Genomic DNA, 21,554 nt, shown 5'->3' with positions numbered 1-21,554 from the left:
TCCCCTCGCATCGGACGCCCCCGAGGGCCGGTCACCTACATATCCGAGCCGCGGACCTCGACGGCCCGCTCAGCGGCGGCCTTGCGGCGGTACGGCTCCGGGATCGGTCCATCGAGCGAACGAGACAGGCCGGCCGATCGGTCATCCGAGGTCGAACGCCGCCCAGAGCGGGTAGTGATCCGAGATCCGCCAGGAGAGCGACCTCCGGTCCAGGCTCCGCCGGGGGAGGGCCACGCCCTCGAAGTCGAAGAACCCCCCCTCACGGTAGTCCAGCGATAGCGCCGGCCGGTCGCCGTCGGCGGTGAACCAGGCGATCTGGTCGTAGAACTTCTCCAGGTGGGGCTCGTCCGGGTCGCTCCACAGCGTCCGCGGGACGGCGTGGAGGTCGTCGGGGACCTCCAGACCGGTCGAGGTGAGCGCCCGGTAGCGCTCGTCGCCCGCCCGGTCGATGTTGAAGTCGCCGAGCGCGATCAGGTTGTGGTCCCAGGCGTTCACGTCGCGGGCCCACCCGTCGAGCCACTCGGCGACGGCGCGGAGCTCGGGCGTCCGCTCCTCGGCCGACGCCCCCCAGAGCACGTGCAGCGTGACGAGGATGAACGTCTCGCCGCCACACCGGAACGCGACGGCGTACGGCGTTCGGGCGAACTGCCGCCCGAGAGCGCCCTCCGAGACGCCCTCGAGCTCCTCGACGGGGAGGACGATCTCGCCGGCGAGTCCCGACATCCGGACGGTCCGGCGGTCGAAGAGGAACCCCAGCCGCTCGTCGTTGCCGGGTCCCCCTCGGGTTACGTCCGAGAGCACCAGCCCCCAGTCCGGACCGAGGGCCTTCAGCGTGTGCCGGAGCGCCTTCAGGTCGCCGCGGACCTCCTGGAGGGCGACGACGTCGAACCGGCGGATCACCTCGGCGATCGTCAGTATCGACTGGAGGTCCCGCTTCGGGCTGTCGCCGGGTTCGGACGCCCACTTCTCCGTGAGCCCGCCGAAGTGCCGGAGGTTCCAGGTGCCGATCAGCAGGCTCCGGTCGAGGACGCGGGGCGGCAGGCCCTCGTCGAGCGCCCCGTCCAGCAGCTGGAGGTCCTCGCGGACCGCCTCGGGGGGCGTGTCGGTGACGTGTGGCACGTTCAGCTTCCCTCTCGAACGGGGCTCACTGTCCCAGCCGCTCGTCGATCCTGGTCCGCCACTCCGTCAGGGTCGCCTCGCCGACGCCGGATACGGCCAGGAGGTCCTCGTCGCTCGCCTCGGCGAGGTCGCCCACCGAGACGATACCCCGCTCCCGGAGGTCGTTCGCGTTCGAGAGCGTGAGGCCTTCGAGGACCGTCACCGGCTGGTCCACGGGCTCGGCCCGCTCGCCCAGCCTGTTGAGCTGGGTCAGGAGCGTCTCGTTGGTCCGGCCCACCTCCTCGAGCCGGTCGCGGAACGACTCCTCGACGTCCGTGCGGATCGACTCGCGCAGGTCGACCTCGATGTCCTCACGGATCGCATCGCGTATCTCGTCGATCGGGATCACCCGTCCGTCGCCGTCATCGTCGCCGCTCAGATCCTCGACGAGCCGTTCGCGGAGCCGCTCGACGAACCCCTCCGTCACCCGGACGTCGAGCGCGTCCTCGCGGTCCTCGACCCGCTCGACGGCGACCGAGTCGTTCGAGGAGACGAACTCGATGGCACCGCCGTGGTCGGCGAGCCCCTGTAGCTCCCGGAGCACGCCCTCCAGATCGACCTCCCCGCCCTCGACGGCGGCGGCGAAGCCGATCCGGTCGCCCGTCCCGTTCGTCGTGATCGTCACGGAATCGTCCGGGGAGTGGAGCGTCACCTGGCGGTCCTCGCCCCCGGTGACGACCGTCTCGTCGTCCTCGACGGCGACCGAGCGGAGCGCGTCGGCCCGGAACCCGATCCGGCCCGCGTCGGTCGACAGCGCGACGGAGCTATCGGGGGAGTAGAACCGGATCCGTCCCTCGGCACCGCCACTCACGTCGTTGCCCCCCTCGACGCCCAGCGATCGGAGCGCGTCGCTGTCGAACACGAGCGCGTTACCGTCGGAGTCGACCGTGACCGCCCCGCTGTCGGAGCGGACAGCGACGGCTCCCTCCTCGTCGGGTGTGGCCCCGCCGACGGAGGCGACGGCTCCCTCGACCTGTCCCACCGCGACGCCGTGCGGGTTCTCCCGGTCGGTGGCGTGCGTGACGGCGGCGGCGTAGACGAGGTCGTTCGGGTAGACCAGCGGGCGCGGCACCTCGCCGATCACCAGCGCGTCGCTCTCGTCCCGCCTGACCGTCGCGAGGACGAGCGGCGTCGGTGCGGTCGAGGAGGTGAACGCCTCGGCCGCCATCCGGCGGCCCGCCTCGTCCGGGGTTTCCTCGGGCCCGGGGAGGGACACCTCGGTGACGGGTTTGGGCGGTTCCACCCCGCCCTCGGCGGATCCGGCCTCGACGACGAACGTCTCGACGACACGGCCGTACTCGCTCCCGTCTCCCCCGGCGTGTTCGTTGCCCGGGGCGGGGACGCGCTCGGTCGAGCAGTGGTCGTACCGGAGCGTCAGTGCGACGCCCTCGGCCGTCACCTCGCCGATCGGGAACGGGTCGTCGACGCCGGGCCGACGGACGGTCACCTGGCCGGTCCCCTCGGGGACGACGACGGTCCGGCCGGCCGAGTCGAGCGCGACCCCCGGCGTGACGGTCACGCGGAGGTCGCCGTCGTCGTCCTCGGCACCGGTCACGTCGAGGCCGGCCACGACGCCCGCGCCGAGGACGCCCCGCGAGACGGCCGCGAGACGGCGGCGGACGTAGTCCTGGTCGGCCGTCATGTCGCGGGCGGTCATCAGCTTCCCGTGGAAGTAGCGGTTCCGCTCGAACTGCACCGGGACGCCCGTCTCCGCGTCCGTCGTGTCGTGGCTCATCTCGGTTCACTCCGTCGTTGGTGGGTCATCGTGTATCGTGTCGTAGTCAGGCGAGGCGGCTCCCCTCGTCCAGTCGGGCGCGGAGCGCCGCCTGCGCCGCCGGTTCGCGCTCCTCGAGTGTCGTGTCGACCCCGAGGGCGGATCGTTCGACCCGGAACTCCGGGTCCGTCAGCACCGCGTTGATGCCGAGGTAGGTGTGCTCGTCCAGCCGGAACCGGTCGCGCAGGTGGACGACCTCGCCGTTCGTGTGCGCCGGGGTCGAGCCGTCGACCAGCCGGTCGACGGCCCGCTCGTCCTCGCCGTCGAGCGCCGCGTGGAGGAGGACGAGGAACCGGCCCGGGCCGCCGAGCAGCCGCTCGAACGGCTCGCGCGCGTCCGGCTCCCCGATCACGTCCAGGTCCGGGTGTTCGAGCAGCGAGAGGTGGTGCTCGGGGGTCGCCCCGTCATCGCCGTCACCTCCGTCGTCTCCCCCGTCCGGCGCGCCGTCCCCGGCGGGGTCGGCGTTCACGGCCGACCACGCGGACCGGGAGCCCGCGGCGTGCCGGACGTAGGTGTCCACGAGCCCGAGCAGCCCGTCCGGGGTCCCGCGCCGACGGTGGAGCTCGTCGGCCCGCTCGATCAGTTCGCGGGTCACGGCGACCGGCCACGCGACCTCGGCCTCGACGCCGACCCACCCGGCGAGCCACGAGAGTCCGTCGTCGGGCGCGCCGACGGGGTCGAAGTAGCGGCCGCTCGCGTCGAGCGTCGTCTCGACCCCCTCGAAGGCCGTCTCGAAGGCGGCCAGGAACCGCCCGAGGAACGCCGCGCCGCGCTCGTCCTCGCGGTAGACCGCTGGGAGGTACTCGAGGTAGGAGTCGCGGTCGAAGTACGCACGGAACGCCCGTAGCGCCGGCGATGCCGAGGGATCGCCGACGAGGCCGACCCGGACGTGGAGGTAGCGGCCTGCCGCCCCCTCGACGAGCGCGTCGGCCGTCCCCGCGGGTTCGAGGTCGATCCACGCCGGGGCGAGCGCCGCGGCCGCGTCGATCCACGCCGCGGCCTCCGTCGAACTCACCCCACCGCCGGGACCGACGACGGCGGCGACCGCGGACGGGGAGAGCCCCGCGAGGTCGGTCGGCGTCGAGACGCCCGCCGCACGCAGTCGGTCGGCGCGGGTCGGGCCGATCCCCTCGATCGACTCCAGCGGCTCGGGGTCGCGGTCGACGTCGCTCGCGTGGTACCGAACCCCGACCGCCGTCGCGGGGCCGGAGAGGACGCCTTCGAGTGCCAGTCTGTACCACTCGGTCCCCGGCTCGCCGGTGTCGAACCGGCGTTCGAGCCACCCCTCGTGGGTACCCGACGCCGGGTGTGGGCGGGTGAGTCGGGCCGCTTCGAGACGCCGAAGTTCGCCACCGTCGGTCGTGACGCCGTAGCGATCCGCGGACCCCTCCCCGTCCGGTGTGACTCGTCCGAGCGCTACCCACCCGGCGTCGGTTCCCGGGACGGTCTCGAACCGCCCGGCGTCGGGGCGGTAGCGGGCGAGCGTCCGGCCGCCGGCCGCGTCGGTCCCGCCGACGAGCACTGCCCCGTCAGCCCCCGCGACGAGAGACGTCGCCGCCGGCAGTGGGACCCCTCCTAGCGACATCACGTCCGATCCGTCCGGCGCGAACCGTTCGACGGTCGCCGACCCCTCCGTGACGAGCAGCACCACGAGCGCGCCGTCCGGCGCGACCGAGAGGTCGAGCGCGCCGACGAGCCCCCCGCGGACGACCCCGGTGGAGCCGTCCGGCAGGACCCGGCCGACCGATCCGTCGGTCCCGTCGCCGCGGTCGAGGAGGAACGTCCGCTCGCCGTCGGTGGCGAGGGCGACCGGGTCGGCCGCCGCGCCGACCGCGACCCACCGGTGCTGGTAGGCGTGGACCGAGACGGCGTGGAGGCTCCCCGACCCGTCGGTGACGTAGAGCGTGTCGGCGGTGACACAGAGCGCCCTGGGGTCGGTGAGGACGGTCTCGGGGGTCTCGTCCGCCCCGGGATCGTCGAAACAGGGCACCCGCCAGAGGGTCCCGTCGTCGGGGACGTACCGGTAGAGTCCCGGACGGCGTGTCTCGCGGTCGCGACCGAGCGCGTAGAGTTCCCCGAGAGGCGTCACGCCGACGTCGACCGCCTCGACGGGTGACGGGAGCGTCCCGACGGGCTCGCTGTCGACGTACGTCGGCGTCGGGTCCCTCGTCAGGCGGGCCGCGCCGGTCGCGTCGACCTCGACGTTGACGCGGTCCCACGATCGCCAGCCATCACCCGAGGCCGTCCCGACGAACGGGGTCGTCACGGCGACCGCCCCCTCCCGTCGGTCCGGACGGTCACGCGGTGTCCCCCGGGGTCGAACAGCGCCTCGGTCGGGATCGCGATCGACCCCTCGGCGTCGTCGGTCGGGATCGACGTCGCCCCGCCAGCAGTCGGATCGACCCGCGCGGTGACGTCGAGGACCCGTTCGACGCCCGGCACGTCGGCCAGCGCGTCGTACAGCTCCGAGAGGTAGAGCGGTCGGCCGAACGGCCAGCCGTCCCCGTCGAACCCCCGCAGTGGGTCGAGGAACCGATCGATCGCCTCCGCCGCGGCTCGCTCGACGTCGAGCGCCGCGTACCCCGATACGATACGGACCTCCGTGTCGATCCGGACGGGGACGTAGGTCGGCGGGTCGACGCGCACCCGATCGGTGACGAGTCGGTGTCGCTCGACGTGCTCCCGGACCGCCGCGAGGAACCCTTCGCTCGGGACCGGTCGGACGGTCCTGCCCGCGTAGGGGACGACCACGACGTGGACCGTCGGGTCGGGCGGGTCCGCCGCTCCGGCCTCGACCCACGCGGTCGTCCGTCCCACGCGGAGCCCCGGCGTGTCGGCCGCGACCGTCGCGTAGTCCCCGAGCGTGACACACCGGTAGGGACGTCGGCGGTCCTCGCGGGCGCGTCGGAGCGCCGCCGCCGTCGTCTCGGCGTCAGCGCCGCCCGCGGGCGGCGCGAGCGGAACGACCTCGGTCCCCGCGAGGGCGTCACGGACCGGATCCGGGAGGGGCTCGTCGCCGCCATCTCCGTGGCTCCCCTCGTCCACCGGGGGTACCTCGTCGATCCGCCAGCGCGCGCCCGGCGCGACGTTCCCGGCCGCGCTGCCGCCAACCGCGTACCGCTCTGCGACGACGGTCGCCCCGGCCGGCGGGACCGCCCCGCGTCGGCCGTCGCCGAACGCGACCGTCCCCGCCGTCGCGTCCCGGACGTAGTGTCCGTCGTCGGGTCCGGAGGCGTCGAAGTCCCGCACCTCCGTCCAGGTCGTCCGCGTCCCGTCCGGCGTCTCGACGACCACCACGGGGTCGAGCACCGGTGCGTCACCGAACGCGAAGACCTGGCCCGGCCTGGCCGTCGCGGTCGGCTCCCCGCCGACGCCGGCCGGGGAGGCCACGGATCCGCCGTCGTTGCCGGCGACGGCGAGCGGGGTCTCGGCTCCTCGGCCGGCCGGCACGAGCACCGTCGGTCCTCGGGGCTCCCGGTGGGCGGCGTCGACGACGTTCGTCCGAACGCCGTCGAGCCGCGGGGCCACCTCGTAGCCCGGCGTCGCGAGCCGACACCGGAGCCAGACCGGTCCCGGCGGTCCGTCGAGCACCGGCTCCGTCGCGGCCCCCACGAGGTCCCAGTCGTCCCCCGGCGGGCCCAGGGTCACCGTCCCGGCCTCGTAGAGCGACCGGGTCCCGTCGGCGAGCACGTCGATCTCCCGCCAGTTCGCGTCGTCCCACCAGTCCTCGTGGTCGGTGCAGTACTCCCAGGTGAGCGCGACCGAGGGCTCGAACCCCGCCGGCTCCTCGCCGTGGGTCGCCGGCGTCGGGAGGTCGGCGTCGTGGTAGTCGAGGTAGAGTTCCAGGGGTACCCGCTCGTCGCCCTCGCGGGGACCGGCGAACGGGTCTGCGTCGAACCCGACGTAGAGGGCGCTCCCTGCGGCGGCGCGCTCGCCGAACGCCGGGTAGTGGAGGCCGTCGGTCGCGTCCGCCGTCGTGTGGTCCGTCCGCCCGCGGGCGTGCTCGACGACGACGCGGACGACCGTGGCCGCCGTGAGCCGTCCCGCCCGCGTGGTGGTGAACGTCCGCTCGGTCGTTCCCGACGTCGCGAGGAGCCGCGTCCCGGCGGGAAGCTGACGGCCGGCGGCACCCCCCGGTTCGGCGAGTCGGACCCGGACGGTCGCGGGGGCCGGTTCCCGTGGCGTGACGCCGACCAGCGCGAGGTACTTCCGGACGTGCCCGTCGGTGATCCGGTCGAGCCGGTAGCCGTAGGCCTCCGCGACCCACGCGAGGAGTTCGAGCACCGTGATCCCGGGGTCGTGAGGGTTGTGATCCGTCCACTCGTCGGTGTGGATCGGGATCCGCTCGACGGCCGCCGCGACCAGGTCGGCGAACGTCCGGTCGTCGAGTTCGGGGATCTCGAGGCTCATCGAACACCCCCCATCGGGGCCGTCGCGGTCGCGTCGACGGCGTGTGTCCCCCCGGTAACGAGCACGTCCTCGGCGACCCGCGGCGGGGCCTCGCCCTCGCGGACGGTCACCGCGGCGTCGACACCCTCGTACCTGACCGCGAGGGCGGCGACGTGGTCGACTCCCTCGACGTCTTCGAGCCGGGCGAACAGATCACCCGGGGCCGGCAGATCGCCGAACGCCCAGCCGTCCCCGGCGAACCCACCGGTGAGCGGGTGGAGGAACGCCGAGAGCGCGTCGACCACCGCCGTCTCCAGTTCGGAGACCGTCCGGCTCCCGTCGCCGGCGACCCGCGCCTCGACGGCGACGGTGACGTAGCTCGGCCCCCTGACGACCAGCCGGTCGGTCGCGACGACGGTCGCCGGGAGCGCCGCGCGGACGGCGTCGCCGACCGCCCCGCGGAGCGTGGCCGACGGGAGCGGCTTCGCCTCCGCCACCTCGGGGACGAGGACGAGCGTCACCCATCCGGGTCGGGACTCCCCACCCGCGTCCATCCCGGGCAAACAGCGGACGCGCGCGAGGCGACGGGACGCGCCGCTCGCCACCCGCTCGACGTCGGCGGCCGTCACCGCACGGCCCCGGTCGCGGAGCTCTCGCGGTGCCCGGTCGAGGACGGCCGCCGTCGACTCGGCCTCGCTGCCGCCGTCGGCGGCCACCGGGTTCGACACCTCGTCGACGAACGCGAGCGAACTCTTCAGCCCCTCGACGGACCCCGCCGGGACGTTCCCCGCCTCGCCGCCGCCGGTCGTGTAGCTCGCGCGGACGCCGTCCCGCGACCGCGGCGGGATGCGCCCCCGGACGCCGTCGCCGAACCGGAGTTCGCCCGTCACGCCGTCGAGGACGTAGTGTCGGTCCTCCGGCCCCGACGTGAGGAGGTCGGGAACGCGGGTCCACTCGACCCGCACCGCCCGGATCGTCCCGTCGGGACCCCGCTCGACGGTCACCTCGCCGGGCCGCTCGTCGAGGAGCGCCTCGCGCGCCGCCTCCGAGAGCGTCCCGTGCTCGTCGACGGTCACCGTCGCGTCGAGCACCGGCGTCGATCGCAGGTCGAACGACTGGTCGGCCACGCCGGTGCTCGACCCGACGCGCTCGTCGGTCACGCGGGCGAGATCGGCCGCCCACGCGGCGTTCCGATAGACCCCGCGGAGCGTCGTCGGCGCTCTCGTCGGATCCCCCGAGGGCGGTTCCGTGGGGAGCGTCGGGTCGCACGGATCCGGAGCCGTCGATCCCCCGTCCTCCGATCCCGCCTCACTGCCCGTCCCGGTACCGATCCCGACCCCACTTCCGTCGCCCGGCGGGGTGTCGGTACCGGACGAGGGTTCGGGTGCGAACGGAGGAGGGTAGGGGTAGTTCCCGGGGGTCCCTTGATCGAGCGGTGTGCGGTCCCGGCGTTTCGTGACGAGTTCCCCGCCCGGGGTCAGCACCGCCACCGTGTCGGGATCGACGTCGTTGAGCACGGGTGCCAGGTAGGTGAACCGGACGTCTGCGGGCGGTTCGGCGGGCGACTCGGCTCCCGTCTCGACGATCAGCCGCTCGCCCGGCCCGAGTCGGGTCTCCGGGGGGAGCGTCCGGGTCTGCTCGGCCGGCTGGCCGTGCTCGAAGTCGACGCGGTAGCCCGTCAGATCTACTGTCCGGTCGCCGAGGTTCCGCAGTTCGACCCGCTCGTTCGGGGCGTCGATCCCGGTGATGTGGACCGGGAGCGCTGCCGGGTCGGTCGCGCCCGTTCCCCCGGGGACGAACTGGTCGCCGCTCACGCGGGCCCGGATCCAGTGGCGCTCGACGCCGAACCGTTCGTGGGCGACCGTCGGCGTCCCGAAGACCAGCGAGACGATCCCCGTCCGGAGCAGGCCACTCGTGCCGTCCTCGGCCTCCAGGCGGTGCCACACCGCCCCGCCGGGATCGTCGCTGTACTCCCAGCGGACCCCCGGGTGGAAGTCGTCGGGGACCGTCCGGTCCGCCGCGTCGAAGAACAGCGTGATCGGCCCGTCCGAGAGCGCCCGGTCGAACCCGAAGTAGAGCGCCCCCGTCGCGTCCGGCGGGGCGAGGAACGGCCGAACGGTCTCGCCGCGGTCGAGCCGCGCGCCGACGTCGGCGACGGTCAGGGCGTTCTCCGTCAGTCGGTAGGTGGGCACTCCGCTGGGGGGATCGTCCGCGTACCGGACCAGAACGGCGGCGTACTCCGGCGGATCACCGCTCGACGTCGCCTCGACGTCAGGAGGTGTCTCACCCGTGAGCGTGTGTTCGATGGCGACGTACGATCCGTCGACGAGGCGAGCGCGGATCCAGGAGGCGGTCTCGCCTGCGACGGACGTCTCCGCGAGGTCGTGGGGCACGTCGAACGCGACCGCCCCGTCGTCGGTGAGTACGTCCGTCCCGTCCTCGACGTCGAGGCGGGACCACCGGTCGCCGTCCCAGTACTCCCAGGAGAGCCGCGGGGACGAGTGTGGGTCCGCTCGCGTCCCGTCGGGTCGCTCGAAGTAGAGTTCGACCGACGCACCGGGTTTCGTGAACGCCTCCCCGTCGGCGACGTAGAACGCGTCGAGACGCTGGGGCCGCTCGCCGAACGGCTTCACCGGGAGGGCGTCGACCGCCTCGTCCCCGTCGTCGACGCCCGCGAGCGGGACGTCGTTGGCGAGCAGCAGGTCCGGCGGCCGTCCCTCCTCCGTCGCTCCCGGGCCGACCTCGGCCCCCGAAAAGGAGACGTCGAACAGCCCCATCGGGCCGAGCCCCTCGGGCACGCGGGCCCGGACCCACAGGGTCTCGTGGCCCCCGACCGCTGTCGGCTTCGGCTCGCCGGGCACCTCGAACGTGAGCGTCGCCGTCCCGCCGGGCGGCGAGATGGGGTCGACCTCCGCGGGGAGGAGTTCGAGCGGGTGCCAGTCCACCTCGCCGGCCTCCTCGCCGTGGTACTCCCAGCGGAGCGCCGATTCGAGGACGTGCCCCGGCGTCGGTCCCGTCACCGCGATCCGGATCGCCCCTCCGGGGACGACCGCGAGCAGCTCGTCGTCGCCGAGGTAGAGCGTGTGGCGCTGCTCGTTCGGCCCCTCGAACGGCGCGGCGGTCGCGCCGCCGTCGACCACCGCGCGGTGGTCGACCACCCGGTCGGTCGCGGGGTCGACGGCGTACACGCGGTCGAGGACGGCGGAGGTCGCCTCGAAGGCGCTCCCCTCGACCGTCTCGAACGTCCGCTCGCTCCCGTCGGTGCCGGCGGCGACCGCGGCCGTCCCCTCGGGGACGGTCACGGTGTCGACCCCGTCGGCGACGGCCACCAGGAGCGGGAGTCGGGCGGCCGTCGGCGGCAGGCGGTCGAACCCGAGCCGGTCGTAGAACGCGACCCGGTGCTTCTCGGGGAGGCGGTCAAGCCGCTCGGCGAGTCCACCCGCGAGTTCGCCGAACAGCGCCACGAGCGCGTCGCCGGCGTCCCCACCGCCCGGCACCCACGCCTCCCCGGTGTAGGCCGCGGCGAGGTCGCCGACCAGTGCCGTCAGCGCCTCGGTGGATCGCCCGTCGACGGTCGGCGGGTCGGCGCTCACGGCGACTCACCCACGTAGAACGGGTAGACGAGGTTCCCCGGCGCGTTCGTCGCCCGGACCCGGTACCGGATCTCGATGAGCAGCCCCCCCTCGTCGAGATCGGCCGTCGAGGCCGTCACGTCCTCGACGACCACGCGGGGCTCCCACCGCGCGATCGCCTCGCGGACGCTCGTCTCCACGCGGGTCAGCGTGGTCGCGTCGACGACGGCGAAGGCGTAGTCGTGGATGCCACAGCCGAAGTCGGGGCGCATCACCCGCTCGCCCTTCGACGTCCCGAGCAGGATCCGGATGGCCTGTTCCACGTCCTCGGTGCCGGTGGCGGTCCGGAGGTGGCCGTCCTCGTCCGGGGCGACCGGGAAGCCCACGCCCGTCCCGAGGAACCCGCGTTCCCCGGTCATGGCCCGATCAGGACGGTCGGGCACCCCCCGACGACGGTGTTCGGTATCGTCGCCTCGACGATCGTATCGCCCATCCGGGCGGCGGGCAGTCCCTCGATCAGGACGCTGGTGCTCCCCGGCTGGACGATCCCCCCGACGTGGGGGACCGGCGGGGTAGCGGGGACGGCCAGCGGGCAGGTGTGGAAGTCCCCGACCGCACGCCACGCGGGGAGTCCCCCGATGAACACGGTGGGGCTCCCCGGGCCGGTCAGCGGCGTTCCGTGGGCGGTCGGGTCGGTGGTTCGCGCGGCGGGTGGCATGATGTCAGTTTATCCTCACGATCGATCCCTTGAGGGTGAGTACGCCGCCGGCCTCGACGGTGAGATTGCCGTCTGCGGCGAGTTCCAGCATCGGTGCCTCCAGTTTCAGCGTCGCGCCGGCGGCGAGGGTGACCGTTCCCGTACCCTCGGCGGTGAGAACCGCCTGGCCGGCGCTGTCGGTGATCGTGACCGTCTCGGCCCCGCTGGAGTCGTCGAGGCGTATCTCCTGGCCGGCGGCGCTCCGGATCGTGACGCCCCCCTCGCGGTCGTCGTCGTCGAGCGTGACCTCGTGACCGCTCCGGGACCGGATCGTCCGGACGTCGTTGTCGCCGTCGTTCTCGACCGGCGGGCGGTCCTCGCCGTTCCAGAGCGAACCGAGGACGTAGGGGTGGTGGACGTCGCCGTCCTCGAAGGCGACGAGCACCTCGTCGCCGACCTCGGGGAGGAAGTACGCACCCATCTCGGGGCCGGCCATCGGCGACGCGACGCGCGCCCAGGCGCTCGCGTCCTCGGCGTCGCGCCACGGGAACTCCAGGCGGACCCGACCCATCCCGTCGGGGTCCTCGTTGTCGGTGACGACGCCGACGGCGACACCGCGCATCCCCCCGGCGTTCGCGTCGGCCGCGTCGGTCGCGCCGTCCCCGAACCCGAAGCTCACGGCGTCACCCCCGTCGCCTCGAACGTCGTCCGGTAGCCGGACTGGGCGTCGACCCGGTGGGTCACCGACCGGACGTAGTAGGTCGGCCCGCCCTCGCCGCCGAACTCGTCGACGCCCGTCACCGAGACTGGCTCGCCCGGGACGAGCTCGGGCAGGCCGACCGTCTCACCGTTCGCCCTGAGCGTCCCGCGAGCGAGCCGGTCGAGTTCGGCCTCGGCGATGCGCTCGGCCTCCTCGGGGGAGTCGACCGGTCGGCGGATCACCCGGCGGGCCTCGCCCTCGGTCTCGCGCTCGGCCGTGCCGACGATCTCCCGCTTCGCCTTCGGGTCCCAGTGGCGGACCTCCACCTCGGCGACGTCGTCGGCGTCGCTCCGCTCGACCGTGAACGACCGGAGCCGGTCGCCGTAGCCCAGCGAGAGCACCGGATCGGCGTCCTCGCGAGGGACGCGGAAGTAGAACGTCCCGAGGTGTCCGAAGCACTCGAAGCCGTTCCGGGCGGCGAGCCCCTGGAGGAACCGGTAGTCGTTCTGCCCGTTCTGGACGACACGCCGGCGGGTGACGCCCGTCTCCTCGACGACGGTCGCGTCGAAGTCGTAGTCGGTGGCGACGTCCGCGGCCACCTCGCTGTCGGTCGTCTCGGTCCACGACTCGGACTCCGAGTCGCGCGTCATCCCGTAGAGCGGCCCGTAGCCGCTCACCTCGAGGGTCGGCGCGGCGTCGGCCGGGAACGATCCGCGAACCCCCGTGATCCGGCCGACGAACACCCCCTCCTGATGCTCGTCGAACCCGAGGTCGACCGTCGCGTCCGCGCCGAGTTCGTACCACGAGGCGTCGAGCCCGAGGAACTCGCCGGTGGCGGGGTCGAACTCGCCGCCGAGCGTCACAGTGAACCGCGAGGCACCGTCGAGCGACGCCTCGACCGAGAGCGAGCGGACCCGCCCGGCGCTCTCGACGAGCGTCTCCTCTCCGAGGACGACCGTGAACCGGGGCGTGAGCACACCCCCGGTGGACACGACGCTCATCCCTCACCCCGGGGCGGGATGACGAGCTCGGTGCCGACCTGGAGCGTTCGCGGGTCGTCGATCCCGTTCTCGTCGGCGATGGTCCGCCACTCGGTCGGGGTGCCGTACTCCTCGCCGGCGATCGCCCAGAGCGTGTCCCCGCGATCGACGATCCGTACCCGCCGCTGCTCGGTCGGGGCCGACGCCTCGACCGGCTCGACCTCCCGGGGGGAGACCCGCGTGAACTGGACCTCGACGCGCGCCCGGAGCGGCGTTCCGTCGCGGGCGAACAGCGTGAACCGCCTGTTCGTGGAGACGAGCACGCCCGTGAAGTCGAGGCTCCCCCACGTCACCCGACAGAGCGGCGGTGCGCCCCCCTCCTCGTCGTTGCGCAGGAGCCGGTCGAACCGGTCGAGGTACTCCCGCCGGACGTCGCCGCCGGCCTCGTAGGTGTCGAAGACCAGCTCCATCCCGAGCGTGTCGGGGTCGCCGCCGACGAACTGCGTCGTCGGGTCCGTCCGCCCCGGCCGGGGGGCGGAGTCGTACCGGGTTCGGCTCTCGACGCGGTACTCCGTCGGGTAGAACGAGACGGCCAGCCGTTCGGGGGGGTCCCGCGGCTCGCCGGCCGCGTCGAGCACCTCCACGAGCGCCTTCTCGGGGACGGTCGCCCGCTCGCTCGCGGCCATCAGAGCCCCCTCCGCTCGCGCTCGATGCGCAGCCGTCGCTCGATCTCGCGGTGGACGTGCTCGACCGCCGCCTCGGTGCTCGGGAACGACGCGAACGGAGACGTCGGATTCTCGGGCGGGCCGTCCCGTCCGACGAGCGGGGACCCGCCGGCGTCACTCGGCTCCTCGGTCGTCGACGCGCCGAGAGATCGGGTGTCCACCGGGGACGGTGCCGTCGGGTCGCCGGCCACGGGCTCCCGGAGTGCAGTCCCCGCCGCCGGGCTCGGAGCGCCGCTGGTGGTGACGGTGCCTCCGCCGTCCGCGCGGCGATACGCGAGCCGTACGGGGCTCACCACCTCGTCGTCGGGTGTCGGCCCGGAGTCGGCGTCCGTTTCGACTGGGGGGTTCGGAACCGCGTCCGTCGCCGTCGTGGGCGATTCGGCCCGGTGGTCCACTCCCGCGACCCGACCGCGGCCTTCCGCCGGGCCGTCGATCCCGTTCCGGTGTGGGTTCCACGGGTGTCGGAGCGTCATCGACGCTCTCCCGGCGAGGAGCGCTGGCCGGCGGGTTCCGGTCGATGGCCGGCGGTCAGCCGGCGCGCCGATTCCCGACGTCCGGGTCGTCGACCCTCGACTCCCGGCGGGCGTACGCACCGCGACACCGATTCGGGACCGGTCGACCGTTCGGATCCTCCGCCCCGTGCGTTCCTCGACACCAGCCCGCTCGCTCGCACCGGCTCCGTCCGCTCCGCGGGCGTTCGCCCGCGCCTCGGGGATCGCGCGGAAGGCTCGCCGAGTGGTCGGGGGCTCCGTCCCCAGGGTAGTACCGATTCCGTCCGACCGATCCTCGACTCGGCTCCACGGGGCCGGGCGGTCGATCAGGACTGGACGCCACCGGAGGACATCTCGTAGCGTTTCAGTTGTTCGTGTGACCTCCGTGGGGACCTCGCCGGTTCGTGTGGCCGCCGCGTCGTCGTGCTCGTTCCGCGGCGTGGCCGTCGCCTCGTGGCTCTCCCCCTCGTCGGTCCGGAGGAGCCGGTGAACGGTCGTCGTCTCCGGCGTGGCCTCCGTCGATAGTGTCCGTTCGGTCGTTCGCTCCTCGCGGACGACCCGCTCGCGCTCGGTGGTGTGGACCTCCCGGACGAGCCACGGGAGTGCGAGGAACGATAGTCGGGGTAGTGGTCCCTCCGTCGAGGGCTGCCAGGGGCCGAGGACGCCGGTGAACGGTCGGAGGAGGCCGGTCCTGACCGTCACGCCGTCGTGTCCACCCGCCCAATCGGAACCCAGTAGACCGGCTCGCCGATCGAGCACACCGAACATCTCCGGTTCTTGAGCGGTCGCTGACTCACGCCTCGACGGCGACGCACCGAATCCGTCGTGCCTCTCCTGCGGCGTAGAGTCCTCTGCCGTCATCAGAACATGTCCAGCATCCAGTCGGGTGCGGGCCCCATCGTCTCGAACATCCAGTCCCCGATGGACTCGTCGACGCCCGTGTTCTCGGCGATGAGGCTTCCGAGCGCGTACCCACCGAGTCCGGCACCGGCGACGGCGGCCGCTGGGCCGAGGGCGGCCGCTCCCGACAGCCCACCGCCCGTGAGGGCCGCTGAAGCCGGCATCGTCGCCCCGGCAGAGGCACCCAGTCCGCCGACCGTACCGAGCGTCCCGAGTCCACCGCTCGAGATAGCGCTGATGGCCCCGCCCAGGCCCCCCGACCCGAGCATCGAGAACCCACCGAGAGCCGCGAGTCCGCTCGCGACTCCGGTGGCCGCCCCACCGAACTCCCGAGCCGCGTCGATACCTCGACCCTCGCTCGCGGCACTCATCCCCCGGGCGACGCCGAAGGGGTGGCCCATGACCTTGAGCGCACCGCCGACGCCCGGTATCATCCCGCCTGCGGTCATGAGCCCCTTGAACATCCCGCTCTCCCAGAACGGATCGTCCGCGCGTGCGACGGTCGCCACCGATGCCGCGTTCACTTGGACGTCCCCACCGAACAGGAACTGGATCGTCGCGAGGTCGGCCTCACGCTCGGCCATCTCACCCGGCGTGCTCACCAGGGGGCCGAACTCTACGGACGCCGCCCCAGTCCGCTGGACGACGTGCGCGAGTTCGTGGGCCAGCAGGAGCCGGTCGTCGATCCGGTCGGGGTCGAACCCCTCCCCGAATACGACGTCCGACCCGACGGTGTAGGCGACGGCGTCGACGTCACGGGCGCTCCGTGCGGCGGCCGGTCCGTCGTGTATCCGAACACCACCGAAGTCGTGACCGAAACGTGTCGCCATCTCCCGGCGCGTCGTCGGCGGGAGCGGCCGTCCGGCTTCGGTAGCGAGCAGGTCGGCGACTCGTTCGATCGCCCGGTCGTCGCTTCCCAGGTCGCCCCGGTCGCGGTCCGCGAGCGCACGTTCGAGTCCCCGGTTGCCGACCCGGCCCCTCAGTCGGTCGGCCGGACCGTCCGGCCGATGGGTCCGGTCGGCGGAGGGGGTGCGGGAACGATTCTCGCTCCGGCGGTCGCTCGTTCGGGATCGATCAGGTCGCTGTCTGGTAGATGTACTGGACATGGCTACAGGAACTCGGCGTACGCCCCGAAGTCGTCGGGGGTGGTCAGTCGGCCGTTCTTCTGGAGTTCGCGCCGGACGGCCCGGACGACGTGCTCCATCTCCACGCCGTCCGCGTCGGGGTCGTCCGCGGCGAGGAACGCCGCCGCGCGGGCGACGTTCTCGACGTTCCCGCCGGTGAGTTCGAAGCCGGCGAGGTAGTCGATGTCGAGATCGACGACAGGCGTCTCCGCGGGGAAGATCAGCCGCCAGATGGCGGCGCGGGCCTCGCGGTCCGGTCGCGGGAAGTCGATGCCGACGGTGATCCGCCGGAGGAACGCCTCGTCGACGTTCCCCTTCAGGTTCGTCGTCAGCACCACGGGGCCGTCGTGGGCCTCGATCCGCTGGAGGAGGTAGTTCACCTCGACGTTCGCGTAGCGGTCGTGGGCGTCCGAGACGGCCGAGCGCGAGCCGAACAGCGCGTCGGCCTCGTCGAACAGCAGGACGGCGTCGGCGTCGGCCGCGGCGTCGAACACCCGGCCGAGGTTCTTCTCGGTCTCGCCGACGTACTTGTCGACGACCGTCGAGAGGTCGACGCGGTAGAGTTCGAGCCCGGCGTCGTTCGCGATCACCTCCGCGGCCATCGTCTTCCCGGTACCCGAGGGGCCGGCGAACAGCGCCGTCGGGCCGGTCCCCGCGGCGAACCGCTCGGCGAACCCCCAGTCGTCGTAGACCGTCCCGCCGTGTCGGAGGTGGGCGGCGGCCTCCCGGAGGTGGGCCATCGCGTCCCCGGGGAGCACGATGTCGTCCCACTCGTACTGGGGTTCGATGCGCTCCGCGAGCCGGCCGAGCGCGTCCCCGGTCTGTGCGCGGGCACCGGCGTAGACGTGTTCGGCCGACAGCGGCTCGCCCGCCGATCGCGCGAGTCGGCGTGCGGTCGCCATCGCGTCGTCGATGGCACCCGGCGGCAGTCGGAACGTCGAGGCGAGCGCCGACGGGTCGGTATCGGGGGGAAGATCGAGGCCCGACCAGTAGGCCCGGCGGCCCTCGAAGGCGGGCCGCGGGAACGAGATCGACACCGCCGCGTGGTCCGTCACGGCTGCGAGCGCCCTCGCCGGCAACGGCTCGTTCACGGAGACGAGGACCGGTCCCGGCAACCCGTCGAGCGCCGAGAGGAGTTCACGGAGCCGATCGTCCTCACCGTCGGACGAGCCCGAGACCCCATCGGCGTCGATGGCGTCGTCGAGTTCCCGGGGGTGGACGACCGCCCCGCGGAGGAGGCCCTCCAGCCGAACCGTCCGGAGCCGTTCGTCGGGGAGTCCCCGCGAGCAATCGACCACTAGCAGGGGCCGGTCGGTGGCCGCGGCGATCGCCGCCACGGCGTCCCCGCGAGCGGTCCCGTACGGCCCATCGAGGACCGCGAGCGGCTGTCTGACTCGGCCGGTGCGATCGGCCCGGCGGACGCGCTCGATCAGTCGTTCGACCGACGACGACACCGTCCCCGGGACCGGGAGGTCCTCGATTGCGGTCGTCGGCCGGTCGACGAACAGCCAGCCCTCGCTCCCGGATGGGAGGTCGTCCCCGCCGAGGAGGTGATCGACGAGCCGGTCGGGGGCGGAGAGCGGTCGCTCCGCGAGCGGGGTGTCGGGGTCGCCACCGACCCGGAGGAGGCCCCGTTCGACGAGCGGCGACCCCGGCGCGAAGGGCGCGAGGCGGGTGGACGGATCACCGTCCGCGAGGTCGGCCGCGAGCCCGATCGTCGGTCGTGTCCGCACGGGGTCGTCGTTGAGGTAGCCGTAGACACGGCCGTACTTCCGGTCGATCGCGGGTGCGAGCGCGAGGACGAGCGCGTCGAGGTCCCCTCGACGGAGGTCGAGCCGGTCGGCCAGCTCCGCGAGCCGGAGGCCACGGCCCGTTGCTAGCGTCCGCGCCGTCCGCGAACGCAGCCCCCGGGTCACCCGCTCGACGGCGGCCGACCGGTCGTCGGTCGCGTCGGCCCCGTTCGTGATCGGCCGGGTCGTCCCGTCCGTCCCGGTCGGGGAGCCGACCACGGGTCCGGCGAGGTGTCTGGCGACCTCCTCGCCGGAGACGTAGAGCCCGGCGAGCGATCGTTCGTCCCCCGCCGACGCCTCGGCCCATCGGCGGTCGAGGTGGGCCGCCAGCAGGACGTCGAGCCGGGCCAGTTCCGCCTCGACGTGGGCCGCATCGGAGTCGAACGTCCCCTCCCCTCCGAGTCGGGCGGCGCTCACGGCGACTCGACCTCCATCGCGGACAGCCCCTCGTGGACGAGTTCGAGCGACTCGATGGCGACGGCTCCCCGGCTCGCGGACAGCTCCGGGCCCGTCCAGCCGACGGGGTATGCCCGCCGGAACTGGTAGCCCCGGACCTCCGCTCCGGTCCCGTCGAGGACGATCACCCGGCCGTCACGGCGCTCGACGGTCCCCGGGGCGGTCGAGTCCACCCAGGAGAGGAACGCCTCCGAGTCCGAGACGCCGCGTTCGAGGACGAGCGGCGGCGAGTCCCGGCGCGCCGGGAGGTAGTGGGGGTGGTCGTTGACCCCGCCCTCGTGGTAGGTCTCGGGCTCCATCCGGACCCCGAGGCCGCGGACGGACGCGAACCCGGCGACGAGCAGGCCGTCGAGCTCGACGGTGAACCGACAGCCGACGTAGGGATCGGTCCGATCGGCGGCGGCCATCAGGGACGCTCCGCCCGGGCCTCGGCCTCCGCGTCGAGCCGGTCGTTGATGTCGCTGATCGCCTCACACCAGCGCCGCCGCTCCCAGTGTGGCATCGAGAGCACGTCGTCGTGGGCCCAGCCGAAGTGGTAGGCGACGAACGCCACCTCCTCGTAGAGCCGGTCGAGCGGGTAGCCGGACATCCCCCTCAGCCCTCCGGCCGGTCCCGGCGCTCCGGGTTTCCCGGGTCGGTCCCTTCGATCGAGGTGCCGCCGTCGGTCCCGAGCGGCTCGGGAGTCTCCTCGGCCTCGGCGGAGCCTGCGACGGGGACCTCGTCCGCCGGATCGTTCCCGAGGTGGATCTCGAAGGACTCGCCGCACTCCGGGCAGATCGCGTCGACGGCGTCGGCCCCGCGGGAGTTGATCCGCTCGTAGAGCGACTGCAGGTACGCGAGGTCGGCCACGTAGAGGTTCTCGATGGTGTGCGGCGTGACCTCCCCGACCCCGCCCAGCGAGGTGACGACCCGCGAGAGCAGGACGACGCTCAGATACGAGGGGTTGGCCTTCACGCGGGGGTCCCGGAGCGGCTTGATCTCGTCGGCGGCGGTGGCGAGCCGCATCGTCCCCTCGCGGTGGCGGTCGCCCGCCTCGTCGACGTAGCCCTGGGGGAGCGTGAACTCGAACTCCGTCTGGAGCAGCCCCGCCCCCTCGGGAGCGGCGTCGGCGTCGCTCATGCGGCCCGCTCCATGCCCTCGTGGACGAGTTCGAGCGACTCGATGGCGACCCCGTCGCCGCTCGCGTCGAGGTCGGGAGCGTCGTACTGGCGGACCCAGGCGTCGCGGAACTCGTAGCGCGGCCCGGGCTGGCCCTCCTCGTCGAGGACGACGATGGCGGCGCTCCGGCGGGCCTCCTCGAGCTTGCCCTGTTCGACGAGCGTCCACCAGTCGTAGAGCTCGGTCGACTCGGTGATGCCCTTCCTGAGCGTGATGTTCCCGTAGCTGTTCAGCCCCTTGAGCTTCCTGCTGGTCGGGGCCTCGTTCCCCTCGCGGTACTCGACGACGCTCGTCGAGGCCTCGGGGATGCTCGCCTCGCTGAAGGCGGCCTCGGCGATGCCGTCGATCTCGAGCAGGAACCGGTGGTTTCGAAACGGGCCGTATCTGTCTGGCATGAGTGGTGTGCGGTGTCGGGTGGCTGGTTCAGGCGGCGGTGCCGGTCGACTGGGTGATCCGGATGATGACGAACTCCGCGGGCTTGACGGGCGCGACGCCGACCTCGGCGATGAGCCGCCCGTTGTCGATGTCGTCCTGGGTCATCGTCGTGCGGTCGCAGGTGACGTAGAACGCCTCCTCGGGGGTCGTACCCATCAGCGCGCCGTCGCGCCAGGCGGTCGTGAGGAAGTTCGACAGCGACTGGCGGACGCGCGCCCAGAGCCGCTCGTCGTTGTTCTCGAAGACCGCCCACTGGGTACCCTCGTCCATCGACTCCTCGAGGTAGAGGAACAGCCGGCGGACGTTGACGTACTTCCACTGCGGGTCCGCGGCGAGCGTGCGCGCACCCCAGACGCGGGTCCCCCGGCCGGGGAACGTCCGGATGCAGTTCACGCCGTGAGGGTTGAGCCCGTCCTGATCGGCCTTGCTCACCGTCCGCGAGAGGCCGACGATCCCCCGCACGACCTCGTTCGCGGGGGCCTTGTGGACGCCGCGCTCGGCGTCCGAGCGGGCGTAGATCCCCGCGACGTGGCCGGCGGCCGGGACGGGCGTCGCGAGCCCCGTGACCGGGTTGCGGACCTCGAGCCACGGGTGGTAGAGCGCGGCGAACGACGAACTCACGGGGAGGTCGTGGTCGTCGATGTCGAAATCCCGGCGCGCGCCGAGGACGGCGAACCGGTCGCCGAGCGTCGAACAGTGCCCCTCGATCATCCCGTCGAGGTCGCCGTAGTCACCGTCCGTCCGGGCTCCGTCGGGGACACAGACCATGTTGATGTCGTCGATCTCGGCGAACGCCGCCAGTCCCGTCCGCGACCCCGGCGTGTCGTCGCCGTCGTAGTCCGACGCCGCCACCGCGGGCGGGCTGTCGGGGAAGGTACCGTCGAGCCAGACGAGCGAGTCCGTCGGGTCGACCCCGCCGGCCGCGAGCCGCTCGACGGTCACCAGCATCGACCCGTCCCCGAGGCGGTTCACGTAGTAGACCGGGCTGGTCTCCGTCGGCGAGAGTTCGGTGTAGACCTCCTCGACGTCGGGGTCGGGGACCGGGTCCTCCGACCCCCAGTTCGTCTCGGCTGTCGCCGCCTCGTCGGGGTCGGACCAGTAGCGCACGAACAGCCCGAAGGTGTCGTCGTCCCCGGGAGCGTCGGTCACCTCCAGGGCGACGCGCCCGCCCCACTCCCCGGAACCGACGGCGCTCACCTCGATCA

At 73.3% G+C, this 21,554-nt stretch carries 17 protein-coding genes and 1 pseudogene; all 18 read right to left on the bottom strand.

The annotated features are described in order from the left end of the window. Positions 1-141 precede the first annotated feature (141 nt). Complete coding sequence (locus WDJ58_RS16635) at positions 142-1,119, bottom strand: endonuclease/exonuclease/phosphatase family protein (RefSeq protein WP_338914410.1); 978 nt, start codon at positions 1,117-1,119, stop codon at positions 142-144. A gap of 25 nt (positions 1,120-1,144) precedes the next feature. Then, positions 1,145-2,893, bottom strand: coding sequence for a hypothetical protein (locus WDJ58_RS16630; RefSeq protein ID WP_338914409.1), 1,749 nt, complete (start codon positions 2,891-2,893; stop codon positions 1,145-1,147). Between the two features lie 46 nt (positions 2,894-2,939). Then, positions 2,940-5,198: a phage tail protein gene (locus WDJ58_RS16625; RefSeq protein WP_338914408.1), complete on the bottom strand. Its 2,259-nt coding sequence runs from the start codon at positions 5,196-5,198 to the stop codon at positions 2,940-2,942. Beyond that, positions 5,195-7,342 (bottom strand): putative baseplate assembly protein, encoded by a 2,148-nt coding sequence (locus WDJ58_RS16620; protein WP_338914407.1) that lies wholly within the window; start codon positions 7,340-7,342, stop codon positions 5,195-5,197. Before WDJ58_RS16620 ends, WDJ58_RS16625 begins: the two co-directional genes overlap by 4 nt. Beyond that, on the bottom strand, positions 7,339-10,914 hold the full coding sequence (locus WDJ58_RS16615; protein ID WP_338914406.1) for a putative baseplate assembly protein: 3,576 nt from the start codon (positions 10,912-10,914) through the stop codon (positions 7,339-7,341). Before WDJ58_RS16615 ends, WDJ58_RS16620 begins: the two co-directional genes overlap by 4 nt. Next, positions 10,911-11,312, bottom strand: a complete 402-nt coding sequence (locus WDJ58_RS16610) for a GPW/gp25 family protein (protein ID WP_338914404.1) — start codon at positions 11,310-11,312, stop codon at positions 10,911-10,913. The genes WDJ58_RS16615 and WDJ58_RS16610 overlap by 4 nt, the downstream gene beginning before the upstream one ends. Continuing rightward, a complete protein-coding gene (locus WDJ58_RS16605; RefSeq protein WP_338914403.1) occupies positions 11,309-11,611 on the bottom strand; it encodes a PAAR domain-containing protein in 303 nt (100 codons plus the stop codon). Before WDJ58_RS16605 ends, WDJ58_RS16610 begins: the two co-directional genes overlap by 4 nt. A gap of 4 nt (positions 11,612-11,615) precedes the next feature. Next, positions 11,616-12,212, bottom strand: coding sequence for a phage baseplate assembly protein V (locus WDJ58_RS16600; RefSeq protein WP_380661632.1), 597 nt, complete (start codon positions 12,210-12,212; stop codon positions 11,616-11,618). 53 nt (positions 12,213-12,265) lie between these two features. Further along, complete coding sequence (locus tag WDJ58_RS16595; RefSeq protein WP_338914401.1) at positions 12,266-13,291, bottom strand: phage late control D family protein; 1,026 nt, start codon at positions 13,289-13,291, stop codon at positions 12,266-12,268. Further along, a complete protein-coding gene (locus WDJ58_RS16590) occupies positions 13,288-13,956 on the bottom strand; it encodes a LysM peptidoglycan-binding domain-containing protein (RefSeq protein WP_338914400.1) in 669 nt (222 codons plus the stop codon). Before WDJ58_RS16590 ends, WDJ58_RS16595 begins: the two co-directional genes overlap by 4 nt. Beyond that, on the bottom strand, positions 13,956-15,188 hold the full coding sequence (locus WDJ58_RS16585) for a hypothetical protein (protein WP_338914399.1): 1,233 nt from the start codon (positions 15,186-15,188) through the stop codon (positions 13,956-13,958). Before WDJ58_RS16585 ends, WDJ58_RS16590 begins: the two co-directional genes overlap by 1 nt. A gap of 158 nt (positions 15,189-15,346) precedes the next feature. Continuing rightward, entirely contained in the window at positions 15,347-16,492 is a 1,146-nt protein-coding gene (locus WDJ58_RS16580) for a DUF4157 domain-containing protein (protein ID WP_338914398.1), read from the bottom strand. A 2-nt stretch (positions 16,493-16,494) separates the two neighbouring features. After that, the gene (locus WDJ58_RS16575; RefSeq protein ID WP_338914397.1) at positions 16,495-18,717 is read right to left on the bottom strand and encodes an AAA family ATPase; all 2,223 of its coding nucleotides are present in this window, start codon (positions 18,715-18,717) and stop codon (positions 16,495-16,497) included. Next, positions 18,714-19,163 (bottom strand): phage tail protein, encoded by a 450-nt coding sequence (locus WDJ58_RS16570; RefSeq protein ID WP_338914396.1) that lies wholly within the window; start codon positions 19,161-19,163, stop codon positions 18,714-18,716. The genes WDJ58_RS16575 and WDJ58_RS16570 overlap by 4 nt, the downstream gene beginning before the upstream one ends. A 32-nt stretch (positions 19,164-19,195) precedes the next feature. Continuing rightward, positions 19,196-19,345 (bottom strand): annotated as a pseudogene (locus tag WDJ58_RS16565) (DUF6760 family protein); the annotation flags it as partial. A gap of 5 nt (positions 19,346-19,350) precedes the next feature. Continuing rightward, positions 19,351-19,875 (bottom strand): hypothetical protein, encoded by a 525-nt coding sequence (locus WDJ58_RS16560; protein ID WP_338914394.1) that lies wholly within the window; start codon positions 19,873-19,875, stop codon positions 19,351-19,353. Beyond that, positions 19,872-20,309, bottom strand: a complete 438-nt coding sequence (locus WDJ58_RS16555; RefSeq protein WP_338914393.1) for a phage tail protein — start codon at positions 20,307-20,309, stop codon at positions 19,872-19,874. Before WDJ58_RS16555 ends, WDJ58_RS16560 begins: the two co-directional genes overlap by 4 nt. 28 nt (positions 20,310-20,337) lie before the next feature. After that, positions 20,338-21,546: a phage tail sheath family protein gene (locus WDJ58_RS16550; protein WP_338914392.1), complete on the bottom strand. Its 1,209-nt coding sequence runs from the start codon at positions 21,544-21,546 to the stop codon at positions 20,338-20,340. Positions 21,547-21,554 lie beyond the last annotated feature (8 nt).

Origin of the sequence: Salinirubellus litoreus (assembly GCF_037335815.1) — an archaeon.
GTDB lineage: Archaea > Halobacteriota > Halobacteria > Halobacteriales > Haloarculaceae > Salinirubellus > Salinirubellus litoreus.
The sequence above is the reverse complement of the archived record's forward strand: the minus strand, read 5'-3'. Positions and strand labels throughout refer to the sequence as shown.